The following is a 15,062-nucleotide window of genomic DNA, read 5'->3' on the forward strand; positions in this document are numbered from 1 at the left end:
GGCTGGCCGCGTGACGACACCTGCGCCGTACCGGCTGCGCCGGGACACCCGCCACAAGATGGTCGCCGGCGTCTGCGCCGGCATCGCCCGACGTTTCGGGCTCTCGCGCAGCGGCCTGCGCGTGGCCTTCGTGCTCTCCTGCGTGCTCCCGGGCCCGCAGTTCGTGGCGTACCTGCTGCTCTGGATCATCATCCCGGCCGACGACCGGCCCTGAGCCGGGTCGACGGGGCGGCCGCCTGCTACCAGGTGTTGTCGCGGCGCATCCCGCCGACGGCGGGACGCACGTCGACCAGGTAGACGATCGCCGCGATGACCGCGGGCAGCCCGAGCAGCGACAGCGGGGTCTTCAGCCAGAAGATGACCAGCAGGGCCAGGCCGGTGATCGCCGCCCAGGCCGGCTTGGTCAGCTTGCCGGCGGCGACGTACCCGGCGGCCGGCCGGATGAGGGCGTCCACGAACGCCCAGGCGGTCAGCCCCAGGGACGCCCAGTACAGGATGAGCAGCAGCCATCCGTCGAACACGCCCATACCCCGAGCCTACCCGCGCCCCGCCGTCCGCCGGACCAGCGAACCGGCAGACTCGCCCGAAGGGAGGGGCTCGCCGGACGCGACAGGGCCCCGGAGCGCTGGTCGCGGCTTCGGGGCCCTGGTCGGTGGCGCCGTGGCGTCAGTTCTTCTTGGTGGGCACCGCGGTCGGGTCCGCCGGCTTGGCGGCGCGGGCCCGGGTCACGCGGGCCGAGGTGGCCTTGGCCGGGGACTTGCGGGCGGCCGAGGTGCCCTTCTTGGCGGGCTTGGCCTTGGGCGCCGCGACGGCCTCCTCGGCGACGTCCTTGGTCGCGTCGGCGGCGTCCTCGAGCTTGTCCTCGGCCTTGGCCGCCGCCTTGGTGGCCTTCGCCGCGGTCTTCTGCGCGACCGAGGTCACCTCGTTGGAGGCCTCGACCACGGCCTCCGCGCCGTCCTCGAGCGCGTCCTCGAGAGCGTCCTCGACGGTGTCGACGGCCCGCTCGGCGCGACGGACGACGCGGCGGACACCGGGCTGGCGGCGCAGGTCCTCGACGACGACCGCGCCGCGCTCGGCCAGGGTCTCCACCGTGGCGGCGGCCTGGGTGCGGGCGGTCTCGACCAGCCCGGCGACGGTGCTGGCCAGCACCTCGGGACGGACGGCGTCGGCCAGCTGCTGGGCGGTGGTGCGGGCGGTGCCGGCGGCCTCGGCGGCCCGGGTGCGAGCCTCCTTGACGGCCAGGTCGGCCTGGACCTGCGCCTCGCCCGGCAGCGCCTCGGCGGTGCTGCGGAACTGCGCGACGACGGTGCGGGCCCGCTCGACGGCCAGGTCACCGGCGCCGACGAAGGCCAGCAGCGGGGTGCGGGCCTGCTCGGCGAGCGTGCGGCCCTGGGTCACGGCGAACTCGCCGTACTGCTTCACGGTCTGCGTGGGGGTCATGCGGAACTCCTCAGGAGTGGGGGGAGGGGGTCAGCCGGCGGCCGGGGACGAGGCCCGGTGCTCGCGGACGTAGGTCTCGTAGAGCTCGAGCAGGACGGCCTTGTGCCGCTCGGAGAGCGCGTCGTCGTTGCGGATCGCCGCCACGGTGTCCGGGTTCCCGGAACGCCGGTCGAGGATCCCCGCCTGCTCGTAGAGCGTCTCGGCCGAGATCTTCAGGCCCCGGGCGATCGACGCGAGGATCTCCGCCGACGGCTTGCGGAGGCCCCGCTCCACCTGGGACAGGTAGGGGTTGCTGACCCCGGCGGTGCGGGCCAGCTCGCGCAGCGAGACGCGCGCGGCGCTGCGCTGCTCACGGATGAAGTCACCTACCGACGAGCCGACCGCCGAGACGCTCGGTGCGTCGGCGACGGTGTCGGCCACGCTGCCGGCGACCCGGTCCACCCTCTCGCGGACCGTGGTCACCTGGTCGCGGACGAAGTCACCAGGGGTCTGCACGCCTTCGACGCTAACCCCGAGTGCTAGCTCTTGCAAGCGGAGCGGCTAGCACCCGTGGGTGATACCAGCCACACCCGGCCGGCGACCGGTCAGGCGTCCAGCGCAGCGGACTCCCGGACCTCGCCGACGACACCGGTCCCGCCGGAGACGGGTGTCCGCGCCCACGGGGCAAGCACCTCGGCGGGGACCCCGAGCCGGCGCAGCCCGGCCGCGAGCGCCGGCGTCCGCCCGCGGTCCCCGCCGTCGTCCAGCTTCAGCGCCACCGCTCCCGCACCCGGCACCGCCGCCACGTGCACCCCGTCGGCGCCGCCCTTCACCAGGAGGCCGGGGACCGCACGCATCAGGTCGGTGTCCTCGCGGCCCGAGCCGGCCACGAACCAGGGCTGGGCACGCATCGCGTCGGCGACCGCCCGCTCCCGCGAGCCGTCGGCCGCCTGCACCAGCGAGAGGACCCCGCGCGCCAGCCCGGTGAGCGGCAGGGCGTGCTGCGGCGCACCGCACCCGTCGACGACGACGGCCGCGACCGGCACACCGGCCGCCTCGCCCAGCCGCGCCTCGATCGCCTGCTGCAGCGGGTGCTCCCGCTCCAGGTAGCCCGCCGTCGGCCAGCCGGCGGCGACGCAGGCCGACAGCATCGCGGCGTGCTTGCCCGAGCAGTTCATGGCCAGGCGTTCGGGGGCGCGCCCGGGGACGAGCCAGGTCGCCTTCGTCGCCTCGTGCTGCGGCAGGGACGGCGGGCAGCCCAGGTCGTCGGACCCCAGCCCGACGGCGGCGAGCATGCCGGCGACCAGCTCCCGGTGCCCGTCCTCGCCGCTGTGGGAACCGGCACCGATGGCCAGCTCCTCGGCCGAGCGCGGCGTCCAGCCCGCCGCCAGCATCGCGGTCGCCTGCACCGGCTTGTTCGCCGACCGGGGCAGCACCGGCCGGTCGACGTCGCCGGCGGCGAACCGCACGTCCCCGTCGGCGCCCAGCACCACCAGCGCTCCCCGGTGCACCGACTCGAGGAACCCCGACCGCCGGACCTCGACCAGCACGGGGTTCTCCGGCCACGGTGAGGCGGAGGAACCGCCGCGAGCGCGCTGAGGGGCTGGAACGGTCACGCCTCAGGGTCCCATGCGGAGCGTGCGAGGCATGGGGGGAGGCGTGGTCCTTCTAGTGGTCCTCCTAGTGGCGTCCCTCGTCGGCGAGCAGGGCCGCGACGTCGGCCTCGCCGTCGCGGTACCGACGGCCGAGCTCCGCGGCCAGGCCGTCCATGACCTGCTGCACGCCGCGGCGACGCTCCGACAGCCCCTTCTCGGCGTCGGCGAGCGCCCGCGCGGCCGCCTCGAGCTTCGCGTCGGAGAGCTCGGTGATCGCCGAGAGGTCGGCGCCCGGGGTGAGCGCGTGCACCCAGGACTCGTACTCCTGCGGGTCCGCCGGCTGCACCGTCTGGTGGCGGCCGAGGCCGTGGGCGGGGCCGCGCCCCTTCTCGGCGAGGATCTCGGGCAGCAGGTCGACCAGCGAGCGCCCGTCGTGCTCGGCCCGCCGCTGCAGCTCGCGCCGCACGATGTCCAGGCGCCCCTGCAGCAGCCGGCGGGTGTAGGAGAGGTTGACCTCCTGCTGCTCCGCCTCCCGGCGCAGCCGGCGCACGTCGCCCATGGGCCGGCTCACGGCGCTCTCCAGGAACGCCGGGTCCAGCAGCGCGTCGACGGCGGCACCCCCGGCGGGGGACGGCTTCGGACTCACGGGGGTGGCCTCCAGGTGCGGGACGCCCGGCGCACGGGCATCGGCGGTGGTCAGCGGCGGGCGCTGGCCGGAGCGTAGGTCAGCGCCCCCGACCTGCCCACCCGTCAGGCGGACGGCCGCGGCGCGCTCAGCCGATCGTCCCAGACCGGACGGCCCGGACCCGGTTCCGCGCCGCCACCTGGGTGTCGTCGAGCGCCGGCGCGGCGTCGTCGGGGTCGATCGCGGCCGTCGAACCACCCACGGTCAGCGCGGTGTCCTGGGCCACCGACTGCTTGACCAGCGCCAGGGCGATCACACCCAGCTCGTGGTGCCGGACGACGCTGCCCACCCGGCCGACCGTCCGCGTGCCCGCCAGCACCGGCTCGCCGGGGCCCGGCAGGTCCTCGCTGACCCCGTCGAGGTGGAGCAGCACCAGCCGGCGGGGCGGGCGGCCGAGGTTGTGCACGCGGGCGACCGTCTCCTGCCCCCGGTAGCAGCCCTTGTCGAGGTGGACGGCGGTGCTCAGCCACTCCAGCTCGTTCGGGATGGTCCGGTGGTCGTTGTCGAGGCCGAACCGCGGCCGCCGGGCCTCGACGCGCAGCGCCTCGTGGGCCGCAGCACCCGCCAGGGGGGCGCCCAGGCGGTCGGCCATGGCCCCGAGGTCCGCCCGCGGGACCAGCAGGTCGTGGACGGCGGCCGACCCGTCGCCGACCGGCGGCATGCGGCGCACCCACCCGGCGCCGGCCGGCTCCACCGCGTACGGCGCGCTGGGCACGGGCAGCCCCGCCGTCGCCAGCACCTCGTCGGCGCCAGGGCCGACGAGGGACAGCACCGCCCAGTCGTCGGTGACCAGCCCCGGCTCCACGCGGAGCATGAACCGCATCCGCTCGAGGAACGCCTGCAGGGCGGGGCCGGCGCCCGGCTCGACGTCGACCCAGGTCGTGCCACCCAGCTCGGCGAGGACCAGGTGGTGCTCGACGTGCCCGTGGGGGCTCAGCACCAGCGCCTCGCTGCCGATGCCGTCGGCCAGCCGCTCGAGGTGCTGGCTGGTGATGCTGTGCAGCCAGGAGAGGCGGTCCGCCCCGGGCACCGCCAGGACGTCGCGGTCACTGCGATCGACCAGGCCGGCGCCCTCGGCGAGCAGCCGCTGCTCGCGCAGCGGGTCGCCGTAGTGCGCCGCGACGACGCGGGCGGACTCGGGTCCGGCCTCGAGGGGCACCGCCCCGGGCCGCGAGAGGAGGGGTGAGGGCGTGGTCATGACGACTCCGTTCCGGCGCGGTCTCGGCAGGCGCGGCACGTGCCCGACAGGGCGACGTGGCCGACGTCCACGGTGAAACCCAGGTCGGCCGCCAGACGTTCCGCCGCCGCGTCGAGCAGGTCGGGGGCCGCCGACGAGATCTCGCCGCAGGAGTTGCAGACCACGTGCAGGTGGGGCCGCTCCGCCGCGTGGTAGACCGGCGCGCCACGCCCCAGGTGGGTGTGCCAGACCAGCCCGAGCCGCTCCAGCAGCTCCAGCGTCCGGTAGACCGTCGAGGTGTCGGGGGCGCTGCCGCCGGGGCCGGCCTCCTCGCGCAGCCGGGCGCCGATCGCCTCCGGCGTCGCGTGCGGCAGCGCCGCGACCGCGGCCAGCACCCGGGCGCGCTGGGGGGTCAGCCGCAGGCCGCGGGCCCGCAGCTGCTCCGCCAGCGGAGCGGCGACGTCGTCGGTCCCCATGCGGTGAGCCTAAGCCCGCGGTGCGGCAGGCTGGACCCGTGAGCGAGCAGCGCAGGGTGGCGGTCTGGCAGGACGGCGCGGCGGCGCCGGTCCCCGCCGACCAGCCGGTCGTGACCGCCTTCGACCTCGGCCTGGCCCGCGGCGACGGCGTCTTCGAGTCCGTCCTCGTGGTCGGGGGGAGCACGCCGCACCTGCCCGCGCACCTGGCCCGGCTCGCCCGCTCCGCCGGTCTCCTGGGGCTGCCGCACCCCGGCGACACGGCCTGGCGGGAGCTGGTCGCCGTCGTGCTGGCCGGCTGGCCGGCCGACGTCGAGGGCGTGTGCCGCCTCCTCCTCACCCGCGGGCTCGGCGACGGCGCGCCGCCCACGGCGCTGGCCCTGCTCGCCCCGGTCCCCGCGGAGACGGTGCGGCAGCGTCGCGAGGGCATCTCGGTGGTGACGCTCGGGCTCGGGGTGCCCGCGGACTTCCGCGCGGGGGCACCGTGGCTCCTCGGTGGCGCCAAGACCCTCTCCTACGCGGTGAACATGGCGGCCCAGCGGCACGCGCACGACCTGGGGGCCGACGACGTCGTCCTCACCAGCCTCGAGGGGCGGCTGCTGGAGGGCCCCACCTCGACCGTCGTCTGGGCCGCCGCGGGCACGCTGCACACGCCCCCGGTGGACAGCGGCATCCTCGCCGGCACCACCCAGGCGCGGCTGTTCGACGCCGCGCGCGCTGCCGGGTGGCCGACCGCGTCGACCCCCGGCACGGTCGAGGACCTGCACTCCGCGGACGCGGTCTGGCTGCTCTCCGGCGTGCGCGGCGCGGTGACCGTGCACACCGTCGACGGCGCGCCCCGCGGCGACGCCGGGCTGTCCCCCCGCATCCGGCAACTCCTCGCCGGGTAGCGTGAAACCCAGGTGCGCCGGGAAGTCTGGTCGGCAGCGCGTCCGTCGCCGGGCGCGCCCCCGACCCGATCCTGCCCTCCGGAGCCGCCCCGTGACGTCGACCGCCCCCAACCGCCTCTTCGGACGCGGCTCCTGGACCGAGGCGCAGCGCGTCGCCTCGGTGCTCCGCAAGGAGACCGTAGGCGGCGCCCTGCTGCTGGTGGGGGCGGCGATCGCGCTGATCTGGGCCAACTCCCCCTGGGCGGAGAGCTACGAGGCGCTGCGCGACACCCGGGTGGGGCCGGCGGCCCTGCACCTGGACCTCACCCTCGGGACGTGGGCCGCCGACGGTCTGCTGGCCATCTTCTTCTTCGTGGCCGGGCTGGAGCTGAAGCGGGAGTTCGTCGCCGGTGACCTCCGGGAACCGCGCCGCGCGGCCCTGCCCATCGCCGCCGCGGTGGGCGGCATGGCCGTCCCGGCGCTGTTCTTCGTGCTGCTCAACCTGGGCGGCCCCGAGGGTGCGCTGGCGGGCTGGGCGATCCCCTCGGCCACCGACATCGCCTTCGCCCTCGCCGTCCTGGCGGTGATCAGCACCCACCTGCCCAGCGCCCTGCGCACGTTCCTGCTGACGCTGGCGGTCGTCGACGACCTGCTGGCCATCACGATCATCGCGATCTTCTACACCTCCGCCCTGGCGGTCACCCCGCTGCTGCTGGCGCTGATCCCGCTGGCGCTGTTCGGCTTCCTGGTGCAGAAGCGGATCCGCTCCTGGTGGCTCCTGCTGCCGCTGGCCGCCGTCACCTGGGTGCTCGTCCACGAGTCGGGCGTCCACGCCACGGTCGCGGGCGTCCTGCTCGCCTTCACGGTCCCGGTCGTCCGCAGCGAGGCCGCCGGCGGGCCCGACGCCGGGCCGGGCCTCGCCGAGCACTTCGAGCACCGCATCCGCCCGCTGTCGGCCGGCGTGGCCGTCCCGGTCTTCGCGTTCTTCTCCGCCGGCGTGGCGGTCGGCGGGCTGTCGGGCCTGGGCGAGTCGCTCGGCGACAGCATCGCCATCGGCATCGTGGCCGGGCTGGTCGCCGGCAAGGCGATCGGCATCACCGGCGCCACGTGGCTGGTGGCCCGCTTCACCCGGGCCCAGCTCGACGAGAACCTCGGCTGGCCCGACGTCCTGGGGTTGGCGCTGCTCGGCGGTATGGGCTTCACCGTCTCGCTGCTGATCACCGAGCTCGCGTACGGCGCCGAGAGCGAGAGCTACGAGCACGCCAAGGTCGGCATCCTGGCCGGCACCGTCGCCGCGGCGCTGTTGGCCAGCGTGATCCTGCGGCTGCGCAACCGCCGCTACAAGGCGATGTACCTGCACGAGCTCAGCGACCTCGACCAGGACGGCATCCCCGACGCGTGGGACACCGTCGACGACCGCGTCGAACAGCCGGCCCGCGCGGCCGCCACGCCGCCCGGCCCCGGCGCCACCCCCGCGACCGAGGAGCTGGGCGAGGAGGCCGCGCGACCCGGCTACGAGACGGTCGACGACCAGGCCGAGCACGAGCCGGAGTGGGAGGGCGTCACCCCGCCTCCCGGGCGCACCGCCACCGACGCCGCCGAGGACCTCGGGGACGACGACGGTCCGCGGCCGGACTACGAGACGGTCGACGACCAGGCCGAGCACGACCCCGACTGGTCGGGCACCCGCCCGCCGGGGCGCACGATCGGTCCCGGCAGCGGGAGCTGACCGCCGTCAGGCCGGTCCGGGACACGCCGGTCCCGGACCGGCCACCAGGGCGTTCGCTCACAGCGGAGCAAATCGGTTGCCGCTCCCGTGCCCGCGGCCGTACCGTCGTGGCACACGAGAGAGGAGGTGGTCCGTAACTTTGCTGAGCTACAGGACTCGTGAGGTGGCTGTCCGCTAGCCGCCGTCCAGATGGGCCGCCCGTTCGGATGGGAATCCGAACGACGGCATGATCGCCCGTCCGTCGATGGCGGCGAGCGAGAACCGGACAGTCACCCGACCCCCGGGCCGCCGACAGTTGTCCAGTCGGCCCGCGTGCAGCTTCCCTGTGGAGCGCCGCGGAGCAGCCCGGGGGTTGTCCGTTTTCCAGGAGGCGTACGTGCAGCTCGGCGGACTCCCCGTCGAGACCGACGTGTCCGCCGGCGCCTGGCTCGCCGAGGCGGTCGGCCGGGCCCACTGGGGCACGGTGGCCTCGCTCGTGCCGCCGGTGTTCCCCGCCTACGCCCGCGTGCTGCACCCCGCCTACCGCTACGAGGGCGACGACGACGTGGAGGTCCCCTGGGCCGCGGTCGCCGCGCTCAACGGCACCGTCGTCCACCCGCTCGCGCAATGGCCGGCGGTGACCGGCGGCTGGGAGTACCTGCACGAGGACAGCCAGCCCCCCGACTGGGACGGCGCCCCCGCGGAGGGGCACCTGCCCACCGCGGTCGCCGCGCGCATGGCTGCCGTGCTCGCCCGGCACACCACCGCGCCCGGGGACTGCCTGTTCGGCCGGTGGGCCGGCTTCGGCGCCGACGCAACCGCACTGCGCGGTCAGCCCACCCTGCCGCTGCCCCGGGGCCGCGACGCCGTGCTGGTGCAGGGCCGGGTGGCCGACGCAGCGCGCAACCTGGCGCCCGAGCCCGCCGAGCAGAGCGCCAACCTGTGGTGGCCGGCCGACCGCGCCTGGGCCGTGGCCACCGACATCGACCTGATGAGCACCTACGTCGGCGGCAGCCCCGCCTGCGTCGCCGAGCTGATGGGCACGCCGGGGCTGGAGGTCCTGGCCTCCGGGGTGGACGACCGGGTCGGCCACGCCGACGACCCGGTGAACCCGACCCCGCCGCGACGCTAGAGCACCGCGAGCTCCGCCTCGAGGTCGTCCAGGCCCAGCGACCCCTGCGACAGCGCCGCCATGTGCCAGGCCTTCAGGTCGAAGGCCGCCCCGTGGGCCCGCTGGGCCGCCGCCCGGCCGGCCAGCCACGCCCGTTCCCCGAGCTTGTAGCTGATCGCCTGCCCCGGGATCCCGAGGTAGCGCACCAGCTCGCTGTCGAGGAAGGCGACGTCGGCGCCGGAGTGCTCGCCCAGGAAGGCGCGCGCCAGCTCCGGCGTCCAGGGCTGACCGCGGTGCTCGGCCAGCGCGCCGCCGGCGTCGTCGGGGACCGGCAGCTGCAGGTGCATGCCGATGTCGATGACCACCCGCACCGCCCGCAGCTGCTGGGCGTCCAGGAACCCCAGCCGCTCCGCGGGGTCGCGGAAGTAGCCGAGCTCGTCCATCAGCCGCTCGGCATAGAGCGCCCAGCCCTCCACGTTCGCGCTCACCGAGCCGACCGAGGTCTGGTACGTCGACAGCTGAGAGGAGACGTGGACCCACTGGGCCAGCTGGAGGTGGTGGCCGGGAACGCCCTCGTGGTACCAGATCGAGACGAGGTCCCACAGCGGGAACCGGGTGCGGCCCAGGGTGGGCAGCCAGGTGCGGCCAGGACGGGAGAAGTCCTGCGCCGGCCGGGTGTAGTACGGCGCCGCCGCACTGCCGGGCGGCGCGATCATCGCCTCCACCCGCTTCACCGGCTCGGCGAGGTCGAAGTGCGCCCCGTCCAGCTCGGCGATCGCCTCGTCCATCATCTGCTGCAGCCGCTCGCGGATCTCCGCCACGCCCTCGACGGCCGGGCCGTTGGTGGACAACCAGCGCATCGCCTCCAGCGGGGTGGCGCCCGGGCGCACCTTCTCCGCCTCGATCCGCTGCTCGGCGAGGATCCGCCGGTGCTCGGCCCAGCCCCAGGCGTAGACCTCCTCCAGCCCGCCACCCGAGCCGAGGTCCGACCCGGTCCAGCGGCGCACCGCCCGGGTGTAGCGCTCGCGGCCCACGGCGTCGGGCACGTCCTCGGTGCGCGGGCCGTACTCGTCGCGCAGGTGGTCGCGGATCGCGGCCACCGCGGCGTCGGCGGCCTCGGCGGCCGACCGCAGCTGCGGTTGCAGCGCCTCCGGGCCGGCGGCCACGAACGTCGCGAAGTAGGGACCGGCCAGCCACTGGTCCAGCTGCTCGACGACGGTGCGCACCTGGCGCGGGGCCACGAGCAGGTTCCGCCGGGCGGCCTCCTCCAGCGTCTCCCGGTAGGCGCGGTAGGCGTCCGGGACACGGGCCAGGCGCCGAGCGAGGACGGACCAGTCCTCCTCCGACGCCGCCGGCATCATGCTGAACACCTGGCGCACCGAGTGCACCGGGCTGAAGAGGTTGTTCAGCGAGCGGTAGGGCTCCCCCACGGCGTGCGCGTCCAGCTCGGCAGTGAGCCGCTCGCGCAGCAGCCGGGCGCACCGGCGCTCGACCGGGTCGTCGCCGAGCGCGGGGTCGGCAGCCAGCACCCGGTCCAGCTCGGTGAGCGTCTCGCGCGCCAGCGCCGCCTCGGCCTCGATGCCCGCCGGCGACAGGTCCGGGAGCCGGTCGTCACCGGGGCGCACGCCGAGCGCCGTGGCCAGGATCGGGTCGAGCTCGGCGGCCCGCGCGACGTAGGCGTCGGCGACCTGGCGAGGAGTCGTGGCGCGGCTCGTGCCGGCCGTCATCGGATGCGCTCCAGGCGGGCCGACATGACCGGGCGGGGCGGCTGCTCCCCCAGGGCGCGGTCGATGGCGTACATCAGCGCCCCCTCGACGATGCCGTAGAGCCGCACCGACCGGGTGACCTCGGCTGCGTCGGGCGTGCGCGCCAGCACGTCGCTGGTGAGCTCCCAGCTGGTGGTGGTGCGGGCGGTGCCGACGTAGATCTCCACGAGCCCGTCGGGGCTGGCCACCAGCAGCTCGACGTCGTCGTTCCCGCGGGGGCGCCAGAAGCCGGACTCCCGGACGTCCGGCCCCACGATCCTCCCGTCGTCGGTGAGCCGCCAGGTGCGCGACTCGTACGCCAGGAAGCCCCGTCCGTCGTGGGCGAACCGGATCCACTGGCCGAACCGGTGGTCGCCGCCGGTGCCGGCCGCCTGGCCCTCCCCGTGCCACTCCCCCAGCAGGGGCAGCACCGCGAGGAGCTGCTCGGAGACCTCCGGCCCGCTGCGGACGTCGGCGGTGTCGGGCACCGGCAGTTCGGTCGGGCCGCTCATCGCCGGCCCGCCTTCGGGCCGCGCGCGAGCCGGAGGGCGCCGTAGCCCAGCGCCGCGGCGCCGGACGCCGTCAGGGTGACCAGGAGCCAGGCAGAGACCATGGGAACCACCGTAGTGACGGCGGGGCGACCGGTCCTCAGGCGGCCACCGGTGCGTGCTCCGCGGTCGCGGCGACCACCTCGGCCCACGGGGTCGGCGCGATGCCGAACGTCGCCGTCGTGTCCGCCGCGTCGACCACGTACTCCTGGTCGAACTGGTGCCGCACGGCGACGACCTCCCGCATGAGCGGCGAGAGCAGCCCCACCGCGCGCAGCACCGGCCAGGGCACGCCGCGGACGGTCGGCGCCGGGGCGGACATGGCCGCCGCCAGGTCGGTGAGGGCGGCGCGCTGGGAGCGCGGTGGGGCGCTCGGCACGTGCCAGGCCCGGCCGAGGGCGCGCTCGTCGGTGCCCAGGGTGGCCAGGGTGGTGGCGACGTCGGGGAGGTAGGCCCAGCTGCGGGGAGCGTCGGGGTCCCCGATCACCCAGGCGGTGCGACCGCGCCGGAGGGCGGGGAGCTGGCGCATCAGGTGGGACTGCGCAGCCGGCACCTGCGGTCCGACGAAGTCCGCGGCGCGGGCCTCGGTGATCCGCACCCGGCCGGCCTGGTGGGCGGCCAGCGCCTGCTGCCACATGCGCGCCCGGACGAGCCCCTTGGTGTCGGTGGCGGCCAGCGGCGTCCGCGGCGTCATGGGCCCGTGGGGGCGCCCGTAGGGGTAGAGGTTGGACATGGTGACCAGGACGGCGCCGGTGCGCTCGGCGGCCAGGAGCAGCGCGTCCGCGACCGGCGGCCAGTCGGTGGCCCACCGGTGGTAGGCGGGGTTCACCGAGTTGTAGAGCGCGGCCGCGCCGCGGGCGGCGTCCGCGAGGGCCCCGGCATCGGCGGCGTCCACCTGCCGGTGCTCGAGCCCGTCCGCGGAGACCCCGCCGCTCCGGGAGAGGACGCGCACGTCGTGCCCGCGCTCCCGCAGTTCCCGGGCGGTGGTCAGGCCGACCGGCCCCTTGCCGACGACGACGTGCAGTGCCATGGGTGCTCCCCGGTGGTCGTGATGTGAGCGGTGCTCTCGTTGTGGGGCAATGCTCGCGCTGGCGACCGGTGCGTGTCAAGAGCACTGCTCTCGCTTGCGCGCACTGCTCCGAAGCGGCACGCTGGGCCGGTGCCCACCGCCCGGGAGCGCGTCCGCGCCGAGATCACCGCCGAGATCGCCGACGCGGCCCGGCGGCAGCTCGCCGCGGTCGGTGCGGCCGGGCTCTCCCTGCGGGCGGTGGCCCGCGAGCTCGGCATGGCGTCCTCCGCCGTGTACCGCTACGTCCCCAGCCGCGACGAGCTGCTGACCCGGTTGATCATCGACGGCTACGACGACCTGGGCGCCGCCGCCGAGGCCGCCGACGTCCCCTCCGATCCGCCACGCCGGCGCTGGCTGGCCGTCTGCCGGGCGGTGCGCGGGTGGGCTCTGGAGCACCCGCACGAGTACGCGCTGCTGTACGGGTCGCCCGTCCCGGGGTACGAGGCGCCGGCCGAGACCGTGCCCGCCGCCGCCCGCGCAGGCGTGGTCCTCGGGCGCATCCTGGGCGATGCCGCCCGCTCCGGGGCGCTCCCCGAGGCCGCCGGCGAGCGCGATCCGGGCCTGATCAGCGACGGCGCGGTCGCGATCCTGGGTGGCGAGCACCCGGCCCTCGACGAGACGGTGCGCGTGCGTGCCCTGCTGGCCTGGAGCTCGATGTTCGGTGCCATCAGCTTCGAGCTGTTCGGCCACCTGGTGGGCTCGGTGGTCGACCGCGACCGCTGGTTCGACCGCGCCATGGCCGAGCTCGCCGGCTCGCTCGGCCTCTGACCGGCCACCGGCGCGGGCCGGGTGAGGCCGACCCGACAGCCCGGGTTGCTGGTGAGCCGGGGGGTCGTACGGCAGGCTGGACCGGCCCCGCGCACGCGGGAGACAGTGGGAGGAGCGGACATCGGGATGGCCCAGGCCGGCCGCAGCGCGGCGCAGATCACGGGCGAGGAGTCGCTGCCCGGGACGCCGTCGTGGTTCTCGGTGCTGCAGGACTCCTCGCTGCTGCTCGCCGCGGTCTGCGACACGGGGGGCACGCTGCTCACCGCCAACCGGCTGGCGCTGGAGGACTGCGGCTTCGACCGCCGCGACCAGCTGGGCCGGCTGCTGTGGGACGTCGGCTGGTGGGCCGGCGACCCCGAGGCCCGCGCCCGGGTCACCGCCTGGTGCCAGCAGGTGGCCACCGGTGGCGAGCCGGTGCGTGCGGCCACCGGCTTCTTCCTGGCCGACGGGACGCGGCGGGTCGCCGACCTGACCCTGCAACTGGTGAGCGAGGGCACGCAGGACGAGTACCTGCTGGTCACCGGCCTGGACGTCACCGAGCGGCTGGAGAACGAACGCCTCACCGCCGAGGCGCGCGCGGCCGGTGCCGAGGCGACCACGCTGCGCCAGGTCGCCACCGCGCGCGCCCGGGACCTCGAGGTGCTGCAGGAGACCGAGGCCAAGCTCACCCGGGCGCTCGCGATCACCGAGCGGGTGCTGGCCAACGTCGCCGACGGCATCTACGGCCTCGACGTCGACGGCCGGGTCGAGTTCCTCAACCCCGCCGCGGCCCGGCTCACCGGCTACCCGCCCGGCGAGCAGCTCGGCAAGGACCAGCACGCCCTCATCCACGGCACGCGCCCGGACGGCTCGCCCTACCCGCGCGAGGAGTGCCCGGTCTGGCGGGCCCTGCGCACCGGCCGCACCGTCGTCGCCGACCAGGAGACGTTCTGGCGCAGCGACGGCACCCCGATCCCGGTCGAGATGGTCGTCGTGCCCACCGTGGAGGACGACGAGCTCACCGGCGTGGTGGTCTCCTTCCGCGACCTCACCGACCGGCTGGCCGCCCAGCGCCAGGCCGCGGAGCTGGAGGCCCTGGCCGCCCGGGCCGCCGCGGACCGCGCCCTGTCCGACCGGCTGCAGCAGTCCCTGCTCACCCCGCCGCCGGAGCCCGACCACCTGCAGATCGCCGTGCGCTACCGCCCCGCGGCGCACGAGGCGCAGGTGGGCGGCGACTGGTACGACGCGTTCCTCCAGCCCGACGGGGCCACCATGCTGGTGATCGGCGACGTCGTCGGCCACGACAGCAACGCGGCCGCGGCCATGGGTCAGCTCCGCGGCCTGCTGCGGGCGCTGGCCTACGCCGAGGAGGACGGCCCGGCGGCGACCCTCACCCGGGTCGAGCACGCGGCGCGGGGGCTGGCGGTCTCCTCGCTGGCCACCGCCGTGCTGGCGCGCATCGAGCGGCATCCCGAGGAGCCCGTCGCCGGCCGGCGGCTGCTGCGCTGGAGCAACGCCGGGCACCTGCCGCCGATCCTGCTGGCCCCCGACGGCACCACCACGCTGCTCACCAGCACCCCGGAGCTGATGCTCGGGATCGACCCCGGTGCGCCCCGCGGCGACCAGACCGCCGACCTGCTCGACGGGTGCACCCTGCTGCTGGTCACCGACGGGCTCGTCGAGCGCCGCGACATCGACCTGGACGAGGGCCTGGAGCGGCTGCGCGAGGCGCTGCGCGACCTCGGCCGCACCCACTTGGAAGAGCTGCTGGACACCGTCCTCACCCGGCTGGTGCCCGACGCCGGGGCCGACGACGTCGCCATCGTGGCCGTCCGCGCCTTCCCCGAGGACCGGCCCCGGCCGGCCGAGGCCGGTCCGCGCCGGGTGCCGCCGGGTCTCGCCTGAGGGCGGCCCCG

The 15,062-nt window shown here is 76.1% G+C and carries 16 protein-coding genes; 6 read left to right on the top strand and 10 right to left on the bottom strand.

Going from position 1 to position 15,062, the window contains the following annotated elements; translation table 11 throughout:
- The first annotated feature begins 10 nt into the window (after nt 1-10).
- Nucleotides 11-214: a PspC domain-containing protein gene (locus tag ACI79Q_RS08185; RefSeq protein WP_456589164.1), complete on the top strand. Its 204-nt coding sequence runs from the start codon at nt 11-13 to the stop codon at nt 212-214.
- A gap of 25 nt (nt 215-239) precedes the next feature.
- Here ACI79Q_RS08185 and ACI79Q_RS08190 read toward each other — a convergent pair whose 3' ends face one another.
- The 7 genes from ACI79Q_RS08190 to ACI79Q_RS08220 all read right to left on the bottom strand — a co-directional run bounded on the left by ACI79Q_RS08190 (nt 240) and on the right by ACI79Q_RS08220 (nt 5,352).
- Entirely contained in the window at nt 240-527 is a 288-nt protein-coding gene (locus tag ACI79Q_RS08190; RefSeq protein WP_456589165.1) for a DUF2516 family protein, read from the bottom strand.
- 139 nt (nt 528-666) lie between these two features.
- Nucleotides 667-1,440, bottom strand: coding sequence for a hypothetical protein (locus ACI79Q_RS08195; protein WP_456589166.1), 774 nt, complete (start codon nt 1,438-1,440; stop codon nt 667-669).
- Nucleotides 1,441-1,470: 30 nt separating this feature from the next.
- Nucleotides 1,471-1,935, bottom strand: coding sequence for a helix-turn-helix domain-containing protein (locus tag ACI79Q_RS08200; protein WP_456589167.1), 465 nt, complete (start codon nt 1,933-1,935; stop codon nt 1,471-1,473).
- 89 nt (nt 1,936-2,024) lie between these two features.
- Nucleotides 2,025-2,969, bottom strand: coding sequence for an asparaginase (locus ACI79Q_RS08205; protein WP_456614517.1), 945 nt, complete (start codon nt 2,967-2,969; stop codon nt 2,025-2,027).
- 130 nt (nt 2,970-3,099) lie between these two features.
- The gene (locus ACI79Q_RS08210; protein WP_456589169.1) at nt 3,100-3,660 is read right to left on the bottom strand and encodes an RsiG family protein; all 561 of its coding nucleotides are present in this window, start codon (nt 3,658-3,660) and stop codon (nt 3,100-3,102) included.
- 127 nt (nt 3,661-3,787) lie between these two features.
- Nucleotides 3,788-4,897 carry a CAF17-like 4Fe-4S cluster assembly/insertion protein YgfZ gene (gene ygfZ, locus ACI79Q_RS08215; RefSeq protein WP_456589170.1) on the bottom strand — a complete coding sequence of 370 codons (1,110 nt, stop codon included), beginning with the start codon at nt 4,895-4,897 and terminating at the stop codon, nt 3,788-3,790.
- The gene (locus ACI79Q_RS08220) at nt 4,894-5,352 is read right to left on the bottom strand and encodes a Fur family transcriptional regulator (protein ID WP_456589171.1); all 459 of its coding nucleotides are present in this window, start codon (nt 5,350-5,352) and stop codon (nt 4,894-4,896) included. Before ACI79Q_RS08220 ends, ygfZ begins: the two co-directional genes overlap by 4 nt.
- A gap of 38 nt (nt 5,353-5,390) precedes the next feature.
- Between ACI79Q_RS08220 and ACI79Q_RS08225 the strand changes: the two genes are divergently transcribed.
- The 3 genes from ACI79Q_RS08225 to ACI79Q_RS08235 all read left to right on the top strand — a co-directional run bounded on the left by ACI79Q_RS08225 (nt 5,391) and on the right by ACI79Q_RS08235 (nt 9,058).
- The gene (locus tag ACI79Q_RS08225) at nt 5,391-6,239 is read left to right on the top strand and encodes an aminotransferase class IV (RefSeq protein ID WP_456589172.1); all 849 of its coding nucleotides are present in this window, start codon (nt 5,391-5,393) and stop codon (nt 6,237-6,239) included.
- Between the two features lie 91 nt (nt 6,240-6,330).
- Nucleotides 6,331-7,947, top strand: a complete 1,617-nt coding sequence (gene nhaA, locus ACI79Q_RS08230) for a Na+/H+ antiporter NhaA (protein ID WP_456614518.1) — start codon at nt 6,331-6,333, stop codon at nt 7,945-7,947.
- Nucleotides 7,948-8,299: 352 nt separating this feature from the next.
- Nucleotides 8,300-9,058, top strand: a complete 759-nt coding sequence (locus ACI79Q_RS08235; protein WP_456614519.1) for a hypothetical protein — start codon at nt 8,300-8,302, stop codon at nt 9,056-9,058.
- Here the strand turns inward: ACI79Q_RS08235 and ACI79Q_RS08240 are convergent.
- The 3 genes from ACI79Q_RS08240 to ACI79Q_RS08250 all read right to left on the bottom strand — a co-directional run bounded on the left by ACI79Q_RS08240 (nt 9,055) and on the right by ACI79Q_RS08250 (nt 12,360).
- Nucleotides 9,055-10,764, bottom strand: a complete 1,710-nt coding sequence (locus tag ACI79Q_RS08240) for a DUF885 domain-containing protein (RefSeq protein WP_456612493.1) — start codon at nt 10,762-10,764, stop codon at nt 9,055-9,057. The two genes, ACI79Q_RS08235 and ACI79Q_RS08240, sit on opposite strands and share 4 nt — an antisense overlap.
- The gene (locus tag ACI79Q_RS08245) at nt 10,761-11,294 is read right to left on the bottom strand and encodes an FABP family protein (RefSeq protein ID WP_456589176.1); all 534 of its coding nucleotides are present in this window, start codon (nt 11,292-11,294) and stop codon (nt 10,761-10,763) included. Before ACI79Q_RS08245 ends, ACI79Q_RS08240 begins: the two co-directional genes overlap by 4 nt.
- A gap of 136 nt (nt 11,295-11,430) precedes the next feature.
- Entirely contained in the window at nt 11,431-12,360 is a 930-nt protein-coding gene (locus ACI79Q_RS08250; protein WP_456614520.1) for an NAD-dependent epimerase/dehydratase family protein, read from the bottom strand.
- Nucleotides 12,361-12,489: 129 nt separating this feature from the next.
- On the opposite strand from ACI79Q_RS08250, the gene ACI79Q_RS08255 reads away from it, so the two are divergent.
- Nucleotides 12,490-13,167, top strand: a complete 678-nt coding sequence (locus ACI79Q_RS08255) for a WHG domain-containing protein (RefSeq protein ID WP_456589178.1) — start codon at nt 12,490-12,492, stop codon at nt 13,165-13,167.
- Nucleotides 13,168-13,293: 126 nt separating this feature from the next.
- Entirely contained in the window at nt 13,294-15,051 is a 1,758-nt protein-coding gene (locus ACI79Q_RS08260; RefSeq protein WP_456589179.1) for a SpoIIE family protein phosphatase, read from the top strand.
- Nucleotides 15,052-15,062: the final 11 nt, after the last annotated feature.

This window comes from Blastococcus sp. SYSU DS0828, assembly GCF_054050975.1.

Coding starts and splice junctions, on each gene's coding strand:
- ACI79Q_RS08260 (WP_456589179.1), top strand. CDS start 13,294: ATGGCCCAGGCCGGCCGCAGCGCGGCGCAGATCACGGGCGAGGAGTCG.
- ACI79Q_RS08220 (WP_456589171.1), bottom strand. CDS start 5,352: ATGGGGACCGACGACGTCGCCGCTCCGCTGGCGGAGCAGCTGCGGGCC.
- ACI79Q_RS08240 (WP_456612493.1), bottom strand. CDS start 10,764: ATGACGGCCGGCACGAGCCGCGCCACGACTCCTCGCCAGGTCGCCGAC.
- ACI79Q_RS08190 (WP_456589165.1), bottom strand. CDS start 527: ATGGGCGTGTTCGACGGATGGCTGCTGCTCATCCTGTACTGGGCGTCC.
- ACI79Q_RS08245 (WP_456589176.1), bottom strand. CDS start 11,294: ATGAGCGGCCCGACCGAACTGCCGGTGCCCGACACCGCCGACGTCCGC.
- ACI79Q_RS08195 (WP_456589166.1), bottom strand. CDS start 1,440: ATGACCCCCACGCAGACCGTGAAGCAGTACGGCGAGTTCGCCGTGACC.
- ygfZ (WP_456589170.1), bottom strand. CDS start 4,897: ATGACCACGCCCTCACCCCTCCTCTCGCGGCCCGGGGCGGTGCCCCTC.
- ACI79Q_RS08250 (WP_456614520.1), bottom strand. CDS start 12,360: ATGGCACTGCACGTCGTCGTCGGCAAGGGGCCGGTCGGCCTGACCACC.